This window comes from Kibdelosporangium banguiense, from assembly GCF_017876405.1.
GTDB classification, from domain to species: Bacteria; Actinomycetota; Actinomycetes; order Mycobacteriales; family Pseudonocardiaceae; genus Kibdelosporangium; species Kibdelosporangium banguiense.
In genome coordinates this window covers 1,079,568-1,092,088 of sequence record NZ_JAGINW010000001.1, presented here as the reverse complement: position 1 = coordinate 1,092,088, position 12,521 = coordinate 1,079,568, and the positions used below count along the sequence as shown (strand labels likewise).

Here is a 12,521-nt window from a genome sequence, read left to right as displayed (position 1 = left end):
TTCCTCGTAGGTTGATCATGCGGCAGCGGGGAGCTCGACGGTGACCGCCTGTTGTTCGTGTTGGCTGATGCGAGCGAGCAGATCGTGGAGGTCATCGCGGGTGAAGGTCCACCGGAACGGTTTCGCGGTCGCGTTGTAGCGTTTCTCGAAGTCGGTCAGTCGTTGCTCGACCTCGGCCAGGTCGGTGAAGTCGTTGGGAGACACCACCTTGCGTTGCACCACCGAAAAATAGATCTCCACCTGGTTTAACCATGAGGCATGCACCGGCGTGTGTACCATGACCGCGTTGGGAAACCGGCGGGCCAACCGATCGATCGCGGCTTTGCCGCGATGGGAGGATCCGTTGTCCACCACCCAGAACACCCGCTTGGCCGAGACATACGGCTCGCTGGTCATGACCTGCTCCACCAACGCCATGAACGGCACGATCCCCGTAGCCGGCGCGCACCGGCCGAACACCCGAGCCTGATGCACGTCGTAGGCAGCCAGATAAGCCAGCGCCCCACCTCGCTCATACTCATGGTTGACCCGCATCATCCGCGCCCGGCCCGGTGGCAGGCTCGGATGGCAGCGGCACCGGGCCTGGATCGAGGTCTTCTCATCACTGGAGATCACATACTCATCCGGCCGGAGTTTCCTGCCCTGCCAACGACGTTCATACAAGTCCAGCACCCGCTCAGCCTTGGTGGCGAAGTCCGGGTCACGGGGAAACAACCAGGATCGGTACTGCCAGGGCTTGATCGCATCCCGCGCCAGCCACCGGCGCACCGTGGCCGCTGAGATCGCGTCGGTGACGCCCTGGGCGACGGCTTCGCGGGCCAGTTCCGGGCACGACCACCGGGCCAACGGCGCGCCGGCCTGGGCGGGCAGTTGGCACGCCAGCGCGGTGACCTGCGCGCGGTGCACCGCGCTGAACCGCGACGGCCGCCCCGAGCGAGGCCGATCCCGCAACCCGGCCAGGCCGTGCTCGGCAAACCGGCCCCGCCAGGTGCGCACGGTGTCCACACTCACCCCGAGCGCGGCCGCGATCTGCGTGTTGGTCTGCCGGTCGGCGGCCCGCAGCACGATCTGCGCGCGGATCTTGTCCCGATACGCAGTCTTCTGGCCCCGGGCCCGCCGGATCAGCTCCCGACGCACGGCACCGGTCACCCGCACCAGACACGCCACCACAACCGGCATCGCCACCCCACATACATGATCAACCGCCATCAACGGCGGTCACCCTGCCAGTGCGGCACGATGACGGTCATGGCCACCCCGCCCGAGTCCACCAAACACTCCCTGCACTACCGGCTCGTCACACACGCCCGGGCGCGGTGGCCGCAGATCACCGACCTGGATGTGCGCTACCGCGGCCAGTTCGCCTACGCGACAGCCCACCTGGACGACGGAACCACCCAACCGCTGATCCGGCTGCGCTACGGCGGATCAGCCCACCACTGGGGCTTCGGGCTCTACCTGGCCAGCAGCGACCGCTACGAGGACCAGATCCTGCCCAGCGGACTTCCCATCGGCAGCCCCGAAGAAGCACTCGACTGCGCCTGCGGTCTCTACCTTGGTGACCCCACCTGACTACCCGACCAACCCCCGAAGGACTTCCGAAACCGACCACTTAGGATTTCTGAGCGGCCCATACGAGATGGGGAGTGGTGCCGGGTCCGCCGCGCAGGTAGTTCAGGGCGTTTTCGGGTGCGGCGAGTAGATACTGGTTCACGCTGTCGGTGGTGATCACGTATGCGCCATCGTCGAGTGCCATGCCCCAGGCGACGATTTCGGCGTCGGCATGCTCGCCGTACTCCAGCACGATCGCGAACACGCGAGGCGCCTCGTCCGTGACCATCTCCGACACCAGTTGGGTGAACTCCGCGTCGGTGGGGAACGGCTCGGGTTCGGCGTTCTGGTCGACAGTGGACTGTTCGGTCATGTTGGACAAGGCGATCTCCAAGTGACGGTGTGTTGCTGCGTTCCCACGGTGTGTTGAGGTCTAGACTGGCAACACGAGTGCGAGTTTGCAACGCTTGCGATGCTGTCAGTGTTGTTATCACCCGATTGGGGTTGCCGTGGTGAACGTTCCGTCGCTGAGGCGCCGGCGAGTGGCCAACGCCTTGTTCCAGCTTCGTCAGCAAGCGGGCTTCACGCTCGAGCAAGCGGCTGAGGCAATCGGGTTCGACAAGAGCAAGGTCTCTCGCACCGAGAACGCGCTGACGGGCATCACGGGCGACACCGTCATCGCGTTGTGCGAGGCGTACGGCGTGGAAAAGCACATCACCAACGCACTAGCCGACCTGGCGCGGCAGAGCCGGAAGCGCGGCTGGTGGCACGAGTACTCAGCGGACCTCAATCCGAAACTCGCGGACTTGTTCGAGCTGGAAGCGGACGCGGTGACCTGTCAAGTGTTCACCATCGATGTGATCACTGGCCTGTACCAAACGCGTGAGTACGCCGAGGCGTTGATGCGCCTGACTAATCCGACCATTGACGTGGATGTGCTCATGCAGCGTGTTGATGTCAGGCTGGAGCGACAGGCTCAGGCGCGCAAGGCCGGGACCCGGGTGTGGGCTGTGATCGGGGAGGCGGCGCTGATTCCCCCGGTCGGCGGAGGCGAGGTCATGGCTGCTCAACTCGAGCACATCGTGCATTTGGTCGAAGACCGTGTTGCCACAGTTCAGGTGCTGCCGTTGTCTCTGCCTGGGCACTTCGCCATGGGTCTCCCGTTCACGCTCTACCATCTCCGAGATGGTGCAACATTTGCGTTTCTCGACACATTGACCGGTGGTCTCTACCTTGAAGAACAGAGCGACGTCGAGGCTTATCAGGGTGCGTGGACTCAGTTGACGGCCAACGCCCTGGATTTCCACCAGTCGGTGTCGATCTTGAAGAAGAAGGTTGTGGAGCATAGGAGTTGAGCGCATGTCCAGCCTCGATCCGCTGGAGTGGCGGACATCCAGCTACTCGGCGAACTCTGCCAACTGTGTTGAGGTAGCAATGCCTGCTGATGTGCTTGTGCGCGACAGCAAGGCGCCTGAAGACGGATACCTGGTTGTCCCGTCTGGTTCCTGGGCTCAGTTCCTCACGAGGATGACCAGCGGGTTTCACGGGTGACGGTGATCAGGATGAACGGGCCTTCGGGCGGATTTTCCTGGTACTGCGGGTATTTCTCGATCAACCAGGCCTGGGTGTCTGTGTTCTCGGTGATCCGTGCGGTTCCGTCCGCGCGGATCCACCACAGCCGCGACCAGTCCTCGTCGTAGTGGTCGACCAGCACCGAGACCTGCGCATTGACCCGGATGTTGCGCAGCCGCTTGAGATTCCGGGTGGACTTCGGCTTGTGATCGACGGCGATGACGATTACTCCGTCGCGGTGGGCGAACGTGACCGGGACTATGTGTGGCCGGCCGGTCTCGTCGACCGTGGCCAGCCTGGCGACTCTGGCTTCATCGAGTTGCACGGATTGCGGCTTCGGTGAGTTCTTCCGGCGTGGCATCGATGCTGATCACGGCGCCGCGCTCGTCCTCGTGTAGCGGTTCGAGGTCTGCGAACTGCGAGTCCAGCAATGCGGGCGGCATGAAGTGGCCCTTACGCTCGGCCAGCCTGCCCGCGATCAGCTCCCGCGTGCCGTCCAGGTGCAGGAAGAAGACGTCGCCGCCGCGGGCGAGGACGTCCCGGTACTTGCGCTTCAGCGCCGAGCACGTCACCACGCCACCTTGCGGATGGTTCCCGATCCACGCGGCGATCGCGTTCAGCCACGGCCGGCGGTCGTCGTCGTTCAGGGGAGTGCCCGAGGACATCCTCGCGATGTTCTCCGGCGGGTGGAACTCGTCCGCCTCGGCGTAGTCCACGCCGAGCCGTGCCGCCAATGCCTGCCCGACCGTCGTCTTGCCTGATCCGGACACGCCCATCACCACGATGACCATGGGCCAAGAGTAGATGCCCACCGATCACACCGGGATTTCACTACAATGTGCGTAAAAGCCGATCAGTCGGGAGAATGATTGCTCACTCTGAAGTGGCGGCGCGTCGCGCCGCGATGGGGTGCGATGGCGGTCACCGGGGGTCTTGCGGTGCTGGCAGCGGTGTTCGCGCTGGGCGTCGTGACCGGAGTGGTGAAGGCCCTGGCCGGTGGTGCGGAGTTCGAATTCGGCCAGTTGCTGGCCGTCCTGCTGATCCTGGCAGGCACAGCTGCCTTGGTGCAGCTCTTCCGGATGGACCTCTACGTCAGCAAGGAAGGCGTGCGCCAGCGCGGTTTCCTGCGGACAAAGACCTGGTCGTGGTCGGCGATCCAGGAGTTCCGCCTCAAGCCGAAGGCCGCCATGAAAGTCCTGGGCGGCTACTCGATCTGGATCCGTCTGGCCGACGGCACCGAAGCCGAAACATCAGTACATTACTCGGAGTCACTGCCCACAACACGTGGTGTGTTCCTGACCGACCTCCAAACCCAGGACATCCTCACGCAGCTGCAGGGCGCGCTCACCCGCTCTCGCACAGCCGCGAGCAAACCGACATAGCCACTGGTTCTGCCCGCTTGCTGAGGGGGATGCTGTGGGCATGTTCAAATGGCGGCGCGTTGGCGGGACTCCCGTCCAGGTCGTGGCCCCGTTGGTGTTCACGGCGGTAGGGGCCGCCGCGACCTTGGGCGTGCTGTTCCTGGTGATCCGGGGCATCATCATCAGGGGCCACCTGCAGCCAGGGTGGCCCGCTGTGCTTTTGGTGGTGCTGTTCCTTGCCGCGTGGACGACCTTCGCGTTCCGGATGAGTCGGATCGGCGTGTTCGTCAGCGACATCGGCGTGCGCAACCGCTCGATATTGCGAACACAGACCATCCCGTGGGCGAACGTGAAACGATTCGAGACCCGCCCCATGATCAAAGGCCTGGGCAGTTCATACGCGGGAATGCTCCGAGCCCACGCGGTCTGGATCCTGCTCAGGGACTCCTCGGCACTCCAGACCAGCCTGGTGTTCCGCGACAAAACCTCGTTCCTGCCCGCGAAGGGCATGACCAAACTCGGCGATGTCGTCGCCGGCCCCGCATTCGCAGCCGGCGAGGAAGTCGGCATCGGCCTCACAGACAAAGCCGTCCAGCACGCACTCCGCGAACTCCGCGCCGCACAAAAGACCTGGGGGCAATCATGACCGGGAACAGATGGAGACATCTCGCGGTGAACAGCAAGATCATCAACGGGTGCACCACATTCGCGTTGATCGGTGCCAGTATCGCCGGGCTGCTACTGGTGGGCTTGCTGACCGAGTGGAGTCCGGTGCTCAGTGAACAGGCGCATCCTGCGACGCTGGCCTTCGCGGTGGCGTTCAGCGCCCTAGCCCTCCGGATGCGCACATGCGGCTGTTTCGTCAGCGATCACGGCGTACGAAACCGTTGGGAATTCGGCACAAGCACAGTCCGCTGGGCCGACATCGACCACTTCGAGGTCCGGCCGTCCAGAGTCGCTCCGCTACGCGGCTCACCAACGGTCATGGCAGCCTGGCTGGTCCTCAAGGACGGCCGTGCCCGCCACACCATGCTCTGGTTCCGCGAACGGAAGCTCGACGGCCTCGACGGCCCAGCCAGCAACGAGGAACACATGAACATCCTGCCCCCATCGCGGTTCTCGCAGGCCTACGAAGAGCTCCGCAAGCTACACGCACGCCATACACAAGTCGGCTAGGGGTCGATGCGGTCCATGGCGGCTCCGTCCCATGTTGTCTGGGTGCAGGCGACGCCGCGGCCGTTGCGGGGGCGGAGGACGTCGTAGATGTGCATGCGGGGGATTTTGTCGGAGACGCCCCAGCCGCTGGGCCAGGTGATGACCCAGTCCATGTCGAGGTCGACCAGGAGGCCGAGCATGCGGGCGATGGTCGGGTCGTCCAGGCGTTCGAAGGCTTCGTCCAGCAGTACCAGGCGCAGGGGGCTGAAGTCGTCGGATGTGCTGCTGACGGCGTCGTAGAACGCTGCTGCGGCAGCGAAAAGCGTTACGTACGACACGAGCCGTGTCTCGCCTGAGGACAGTTGGCGGAGCCGCCTGACGCGTTGGCCGCCGTCCGGTCCTGTGTCGGCGACGCGGACGGTGAAGGCGTGCCAGGAGCGGTAGTCCAGGGCGCGGGAGAGGATTTCCGCGTAGCCGCTGGAATGGGTGTCCCGTTCGGCTTCGATGCGCTCGGTGAAGACTCGGCGCAGAGTTGCGTCCTGCGCCGAAGTCCTTTCGCCGTACGGCATCCGGACCAGAGACAATGCCTGGCGCGTTTCGTCGTCCAGTGCGGCGGAAGGCTTCCACTCCAGCTGGACGTGCACGCCCTGGCTGGACTGGGCCTGGCCGAGGACCTCGTTCATCCGGCGGGCCAGATCTTCGGCCACGGTGATCTGGCCGCGCAGCCACTCCGCGAGGTCGCGGATCAGGTAGTCCGCGAAGATTCGCTGGTACTGCTCGTCCAGGAAACCGCGCTGCTCCGCCAGTTTCGTGGACACCTGCTTGGCGGCCAGGGCGACCGGCCGCCCGCCCTCTTCGCCGGCGACGCTCACGGTCAGCAGGCCGGCGTGTTCCGCGGCGGCGATGTCGTAGCCGCCGGCCAAGGCTGTCTGCAGGTCCTGAAGCTTGGTGATCACCGCGGTTTCGCCTGCGGTCTTACGGTCCGAAGCCGCGACAACCGCTGCCCGGACCGAAGCGAGATCCGTCTCCTCCAGTTCGGGCAGGGCTGCGGGCAGCACACCGGGAGCCGAGACGACCTGCGAGAAGTGCGAGTAGGCGGCAGCCTGGACTTCCTCTGAGGAGGCCAGTTGCTCGGTTGCGGTGCCGAGCAGCGCGTCCAGCTTCGCTGCCTGCTCACGCAACTCGGTGATCTTCTCGCGCACGTCCTTCATCTCGACGCGCATGCGTTTGCGGGACGACTCCAGCTCGGCGAGCCGGGAAGCGATCTCCTTGGCCTCACCACCCACCGCGCCGGTCAGCTCGGAAAGCGTGCCCGCTTGGGCTGCGTACTCCGCACAGCGCTGGTCTGCCTCGGCTTCTGCGGTGGTGCGGTCGGCGACGGCGGTGTGGTAGCGGTGCGTCGCGTCGACCAGATCCTCAACGGTGCCACGGCATCGCTGCCGTAGAGCCTCCGCGAGGCGCTCGGCCGCGCCCAATGCCTCCGCTGCGGACTGCTGCGCCTGTCGGAGGTCTTCGGAGCGCACGGACAGTCCGGCGTCACCAGCTTGACGGATCAGGTCCGCGGTTGTGGCCTGCCAGCGGGTCTGCATCTGGTCGTGCTCTTCGCGCAGTTGCTGGGCGTGCTTGTTGGCGCGCTCTGTTGCTTCCTGCTCGGTGCGCATCCGTGTGTGCTTGGCGATCAGTTCCTCGTCGCCGGGGAACTTCTCCAGGTGCCGTTCCCATTCGGCGACAACGTCATTCGCCGAACGCTGCTGCTCCTCGGCTGCTGCCAGCGAGGTCCGCAGCGTGGCCAGTTCCTCTTCCAACTCGGCGATCCGGCGCTGCCGTCCAGCCGCCCGCGCGCCCGCGCCGACGAACTCCGCGGCAGGCTTGGACCACAGGCCGTGCAACGAACCAGCACGCCAGTGACCGTCCACAGACAACGTCATGCTGGCGTCACCAGAGCCTAGGCCGATGCCACGCAGCAGAGCGTCCACGCGCGAAGCCGGAACAGGACTGTCCGGAACCTCAACGGCGACAAGCACATCAGCCAGAGTCGGGCCGTCGACGCAAGCGCCTGGGCTGGCCAGCACGTCCGGGAGATCCGGCACGGCACCCTCAGGCGTGACCCACGCGTTGAGCAGCCGCGAAGCCTCCAACGCGGACTCGATCCCGGCCCGGTCGGCGTCCGGCAGATCCGGCCGGAAGTCCACCAGACGGTAGAAGGCAGCGCCGGTCGCCGCGTCCCGGTCCGGGGAAATCGGAGCACGTTCCTTGCCTGCGCGCAAAGCCGCAAGCTCGGCGTCGCGTTCGGCGATCGCGTCCCGTGTCTCAGTCCTGCGCTGTGCCGCCGAATGCGCCGCGTCCCGGGCTGTCTGCACGAGCGGCGCGGTCCACTGGCGGGCGGCCGTGGCCAACGAACGGGCCTCGGCCGGGTTGGCGCACAAGTCCTCAATGGAGGGCAGCTGCAACGGCCGCTCCGGGCTCGCGCTCGCCAGCGGCCCGGCCTCGCGCCACACCCGGACCTGTTCGAGCCAGACGTCCGACTCGGTGATCAGCTCCTGATTGGCCTGGTTGCGCCGCCCGGCCGTCTCGGTCGCCTCCAGCTGGGCGGCCCGGGCCGACGACCGCAGCGTCTCGACCCGCTGCTCCTGCTTCTCTTGCTCCACAGCCTGTTGGTGCAGGGCGAGCGTCAAAGCACTGCGCTGCCGGGCTTCCTTGGCCGCGCGCCCGGCCCGCTCGGCGGCCTCGGTCAGCGCGGTGAGCAACTCGTCGCCCGCGACCGGCGGCGGGACCTTGCGCTCGATCGGCAACGGCTCGGCTTCCGGATCGGGTTTGGCCCGAACCCGCTCGGTGATCGTCTCGCCGTCGTGCTCGGCCATCCGCGGCAGGGCCGGGACCAGTGACGGGTCCAAACCCGTTGCCTGCAAGGCGGTTCGCAGCGACTCGCCGAACTCTCCGGCGGAGTCGAGGTCCTGCGCCAGCCGGCGGAGCAACCGGACCACGCCGTCGACCGTGGCGTCCTCGGCCACACGTTGCTTGGCGGCCACGTCCAACGCCGCCGAAGCCGCCGACCGCGATGCCGCGACGAGCTTCTCGCGGCTCTGCAGGTCTTGCAGGTCACGGAACGCGGGCAGCTCCTTGAGCGCGCCGATCGTCTCCTCGGCCTGCTGCTCGCCGCCTTCCAGCTCCGCCTCGGCCCGCTCGGCCTCGGCTCGGTCCGCGCGGGCGCGTTCCAGCTCGCCGGTCAGCCGTTTGGCCTGGGAGCCAAGCTTCTTGACGTTGTCCTCGCTGGCCCGCAGCCGGTCGGCGCCCGAACGCAGGCCTGCCAACGCGTAGTCGGAGTACGTCTTCAGGAACGTCCGCAGGGCCTTGTCGGCCGTGCCGAGCCGGGTGATGTTCTCCCGGATCGACTCCAGGTCGTCGAACGACGTCGCCAGCTGTTCGATCATGGCCGCGTCCAACGGGGGCAACGCGTCGGACAGGATCTGCTCGAGCTGGCCTTCGAGCACCTTCAGGCCGACGTCCGGGTTACGCAGCGTGCGCTGCAGGTGCAGCAGGTCGCCGTACCGCCCGGCGGGCACGCCGTAGACGGTCTCGGCGATCTTCGCGCGGAACGCCGGCTCCTCCAGAACACAGTCCGCGCCAAGCACTTCACGCAACTGCGCGGAGCCCAGCGGCACCCGGTCGGCGCCCACGAGCTGGAAGTCGAACCCCACCCGGGAGGGCGTGATGAACCGCCACGAGTCGGAGATCTGCTGCGAGGTCTTGGACGCCTTCACGCCAAGTCCGCAGGTCAGCGTGTGTTCCTGGTCGCCGGACCCACGCCGCAGCTCCACCCACGCGTACCCGATCCGGTTCGGGCCGCCGTCGTAGTCGTCGAGCATCAGCCGCCGGATCGACACGGTGTCGAACCCCTTGGAGCCCAGCTGGCGCAGATCGCCGTCCAGGCACAGCGGCAGCAGCAGCTCCAGCGTCCGGGACTTGCCGGAACCGTTGGTGCCCTGGAAGATCGCGCGCCCACCGGAGAAGTCGAAGGTCTGTTCGGCGTACTGCCAGACGTTGACGATCCCGCCCCGGTGCAACCGCCAGCGATCCGTCATGCGCCGCCCTCCTCGTCGAACAGTGACCACCCCGGCACCTCGGGCGCGGCCGGTACCTCGGCGACCTCCCGCTCCGGGTCGCCGTCCGGCTCGGGCCACCAGCGGGCCGCGGCCGGCGACAGCCACCAACGCTCGCCATCTGGTACCGCAAGTCCCATATGGACGAACAGGGCCAGCACCTCCGCGACAATCCCGTCCAGGTCCTCGGCGGCCGCCCGGGACCAGGCCGCCGGGTAGTCAGCCACCAGCCGCTCGCACACCGCCAGCACCGTTCCGGCAGTGACCGGCCGGCGTCCCGCACTGTCGACTTCGGACTCTTCTTCGTCCTGTGCCAACAGGTCCGGCAGCGCGAGCAATCCGATTCTGGCGACTGTACTGGTACCCGGGAACATCACGTCGGACAGGTACTCCTCCGGATCGGCCGCGAGGATGCCCTCCAGCCGCGTCTCGGTGAACAGCCCGAAGCACCGCTCCAGCAGGTACGACTCGCGCCTCTGGTTGCGCAGCAGCCATTCCCGCTCGTCGTCGGCCAGCTCCGCGTACAGCACCACGGGCGACTCGACGAGTTTGCGGCGGACCTGGAAGTCGACCCGGCGGGGTGCGGTCCGGGCCGCGAGGCTCACCAGCGACGGTCCGTCCGGCGCGTCGGCGACCGGTCCGGCGAGCAACTGGCCGAGCAGGTCGGTCTCGATTGTGATCAACGCCTCGGCCGGCGCGTCCTGGCTCGCCGACGCGACCGAGCCCTCGGTCTCGGTCAGCACACCCAGCGAGACGAGGTGCCGCAACGCGGCGGTCAGCGCGCGGCGGTCGGAGATCGTGTCCACGACGTCGATCCCGGCCTCGACCGCGGCCGAGCGAACGTCGGAGACCAGCCGCGACAGCAGGACCTGCCGTCCGGTCCCGGTCAGCGCGCCCATGGTCAACGCCAGGTAGGCGTATCCCCGTGGGGACAGCTCCGGCACGCCCCGGGTCGAGTCCCGGCCCGGCCCGGACTTGTACAGCCGCGCGAACTTCCGTTCCACCACAAGGCGATAGCCCAGCAGCGCGGTGAACATCTCGCCGAGCACCACACGATGCCGGTACACCAACGGAAGCAGTTCGCCGTCGGGCCCGCCGAGCCGCAGCAAGGGCCGGCGCAGCAGCGTCCGGGCACAGCGGACCACGTTCGCCGCGTCGATGTCCGCCAGGCCGTCAAGCGGATCGGCTGCGCTGATTCTCATTTCACCACCAGCCGGGAGTCCCGCAGTGTGAGCGTGCCGCCGGTGGAGCGCACCTGGGTCGTCTCGCCTTCCGCGTATTCGATCCGGACAGTCAGCCCCCGGACCTGGTCTTCGGCCGAGCCCGCGTCCTTGGCACTGTCGCGCTGCGCCATCGCCATGGTCAGCAGCTCACACAGGACGCCGAGCGCGCCCGCGGAGAGCGTGACCTCGTTGAGTTTCGGCGCTGCGGCGGCGAGTTCCGCGACGTCCGCGGCCCTGCGCTCGTCTGCCAGGCGTGCTTCGGCCAACAAGGACTGTTCGGTGATCGGGTCGTCCATGATCCGGGACGTCCGGCCGCGTGCGCCACGGTCGCTACGGCTGCGCACGCTGACGGTCACATCGCAGACCGGGCCTTCGCTCCACGGCGTTCGTTCGTCGTCCGAGTCATGTTCTGGCGCGGGCAGGACGTGCCGTGACGAGTACAACCCGAACGAGGCCGCGTACATCTCCGCGCATTCCGCGGGGGAGGCGTCGTCGAACCACTTCGCAAGCTTGAGCAACTCCGCTCGTCGACCCGGCAACAACCCGCCGCCTGCGGTCGCGCGCTTGACGCTCGCGAGCAACGAACCGATCGCCCGCGCAGTCGCCTCACGCAACACAGTGACCTGCGATGGACGCCCAGGACGGTCCACGAACCAGTCAGTCAGCTCCTGCCAGTCCGCGCTGCTACGGCCCCGTGCGCGCTCGACAGCAGGCCCTAGGCCGTCCGTCGGGCCGAGGAGGCGTAGGAGCTCAGGACGGGCTGTGGCGAAACGGCCGGTCAGGTGCTCGGCGATGGCCGGGGTCTGCCGCAGCACGTCCTCGACGACTTTTTGGATGTACTCCACGAGCAGGTTGCGGAATCCGGAGATCTCCTCGGCCGCCAAGTGGTGCCTGGTCACGACCTGGCCCAGGTAGGCGTAGAAGTCCCGGACCGTGGCGGCCAGTTCGGCGTGCTGCAGGAACAGGGTCGTGACCTGCTCGGACAGCAGCTCTTTCGCGCGTGTGGCTGCGGCGGACTCGGCGTCGCGCTGCTCCTGGCTCACTGCGTTCGCGAGCGACTTACCCAGCTGGTTGAGGCCGCGCTCGATCGCAGGCAGCAGCTCGCGGGAGACCTCGCGGGCGCCCTCGGGGACCCGCAGCAGTTCGTCGACGTCACGCTGGACGCGGACGGCGAGCTTGCTGACCTGGTAGCGGACGCTGCCGTGCTGGAACTCCGCGATGCTGGCGGCGACCACCTCACGCCGGCCCTGCACCAGGTTGCCCCACTCGACCAGCTGCTTGAGCCGGATGATCACGTTCTCGATGCGCGACTCGCCGCGCTCGACCGTGCCCTCCCGCTCGGCCGACGCGAGCGCCGCGGCCACGTCACCGGCCGAAAGATCGGCCAGCAGGGTCGCGGTGAACAGGCGCATGATCGCCAGATACGTGCCCTTGTGCTCCCTGGCCTGCAGGTACGCGTACAGCCCGAGCCGGTCGGTGTTCGAGCGCGCGGCAGTGTCGGCCGCACGGTCCTGCTGCTCGGGGTTCACGGCTCGCCACCCTAGCTTCTGCGAGTGATC

13 protein-coding genes are annotated in these 12,521 nt (G+C 67.2%); 6 read left to right on the top strand and 7 right to left on the bottom strand.

The window, feature by feature from the left end:
• Positions 1-15: 15 nt before the first annotated feature.
• Entirely contained in the window at positions 16-1,179 is a 1,164-nt protein-coding gene (locus JOF56_RS05120) for an IS630 family transposase (protein ID WP_245378153.1), read from the bottom strand.
• Positions 1,180-1,248: 69 nt separating this feature from the next.
• Here JOF56_RS05120 and JOF56_RS05115 point away from each other — a divergent pair, with 69 nt between their 5' ends.
• Positions 1,249-1,572: a hypothetical protein gene (locus tag JOF56_RS05115; protein WP_245378152.1), complete on the top strand. Its 324-nt coding sequence runs from the start codon at positions 1,249-1,251 to the stop codon at positions 1,570-1,572.
• Positions 1,573-1,612: 40 nt separating this feature from the next.
• Here JOF56_RS05115 and JOF56_RS05110 read toward each other — a convergent pair whose 3' ends face one another.
• A complete protein-coding gene (locus JOF56_RS05110; RefSeq protein ID WP_209635054.1) occupies positions 1,613-1,933 on the bottom strand; it encodes a hypothetical protein in 321 nt (106 codons plus the stop codon).
• Positions 1,934-2,093: 160 nt separating this feature from the next.
• Between JOF56_RS05110 and JOF56_RS05105 the strand changes: the two genes are divergently transcribed.
• Both JOF56_RS05105 and JOF56_RS05100 read left to right on the top strand, forming a co-directional pair.
• Complete coding sequence (locus tag JOF56_RS05105; protein ID WP_209635052.1) at positions 2,094-2,906, top strand: helix-turn-helix domain-containing protein; 813 nt, start codon at positions 2,094-2,096, stop codon at positions 2,904-2,906.
• A gap of 4 nt (positions 2,907-2,910) precedes the next feature.
• On the top strand, positions 2,911-3,102 hold the full coding sequence (locus JOF56_RS05100) for a DUF397 domain-containing protein (protein ID WP_209635050.1): 192 nt from the start codon (positions 2,911-2,913) through the stop codon (positions 3,100-3,102).
• Here the strand turns inward: JOF56_RS05100 and JOF56_RS05095 are convergent.
• Together JOF56_RS05095 and JOF56_RS05090 are read right to left on the bottom strand one after the other, a co-directional pair.
• On the bottom strand, positions 3,071-3,448 hold the full coding sequence (locus JOF56_RS05095) for a TIGR03668 family PPOX class F420-dependent oxidoreductase (protein ID WP_307854927.1): 378 nt from the start codon (positions 3,446-3,448) through the stop codon (positions 3,071-3,073). The two genes, JOF56_RS05100 and JOF56_RS05095, sit on opposite strands and share 32 nt — an antisense overlap.
• A complete protein-coding gene (locus tag JOF56_RS05090; protein ID WP_209635046.1) occupies positions 3,435-3,914 on the bottom strand; it encodes a gluconokinase in 480 nt (159 codons plus the stop codon). Before JOF56_RS05090 ends, JOF56_RS05095 begins: the two co-directional genes overlap by 14 nt.
• 78 nt (positions 3,915-3,992) lie before the next feature.
• Between JOF56_RS05090 and JOF56_RS05085 the strand changes: the two genes are divergently transcribed.
• The 3 genes from JOF56_RS05085 to JOF56_RS05075 are packed head-to-tail and all read left to right on the top strand — an operon-like array spanning position 3,993 to position 5,660.
• Positions 3,993-4,505: a PH domain-containing protein gene (locus JOF56_RS05085; RefSeq protein ID WP_209635044.1), complete on the top strand. Its 513-nt coding sequence runs from the start codon at positions 3,993-3,995 to the stop codon at positions 4,503-4,505.
• Between the two features lie 40 nt (positions 4,506-4,545).
• Positions 4,546-5,130 carry a hypothetical protein gene (locus JOF56_RS05080; protein ID WP_209635042.1) on the top strand — a complete coding sequence of 195 codons (585 nt, stop codon included), beginning with the start codon at positions 4,546-4,548 and terminating at the stop codon, positions 5,128-5,130.
• Positions 5,131-5,156: 26 nt separating this feature from the next.
• The gene (locus JOF56_RS05075; RefSeq protein WP_209635040.1) at positions 5,157-5,660 is read left to right on the top strand and encodes a hypothetical protein; all 504 of its coding nucleotides are present in this window, start codon (positions 5,157-5,159) and stop codon (positions 5,658-5,660) included.
• Here JOF56_RS05075 and JOF56_RS05070 read toward each other — a convergent pair.
• The 3 genes from JOF56_RS05070 to JOF56_RS05060 are packed head-to-tail and all read right to left on the bottom strand — an operon-like array spanning position 5,657 to position 12,491.
• A complete protein-coding gene (locus JOF56_RS05070; protein ID WP_209635038.1) occupies positions 5,657-9,721 on the bottom strand; it encodes a TIGR02680 family protein in 4,065 nt (1,354 codons plus the stop codon). The two genes, JOF56_RS05075 and JOF56_RS05070, sit on opposite strands and share 4 nt — an antisense overlap.
• Positions 9,718-10,941, bottom strand: a complete 1,224-nt coding sequence (locus tag JOF56_RS05065) for a TIGR02678 family protein (protein WP_209635036.1) — start codon at positions 10,939-10,941, stop codon at positions 9,718-9,720. Before JOF56_RS05065 ends, JOF56_RS05070 begins: the two co-directional genes overlap by 4 nt.
• On the bottom strand, positions 10,938-12,491 hold the full coding sequence (locus tag JOF56_RS05060; protein WP_307854926.1) for a DUF2397 domain-containing protein: 1,554 nt from the start codon (positions 12,489-12,491) through the stop codon (positions 10,938-10,940). The genes JOF56_RS05065 and JOF56_RS05060 overlap by 4 nt, the downstream gene beginning before the upstream one ends.
• Positions 12,492-12,521: the final 30 nt, after the last annotated feature.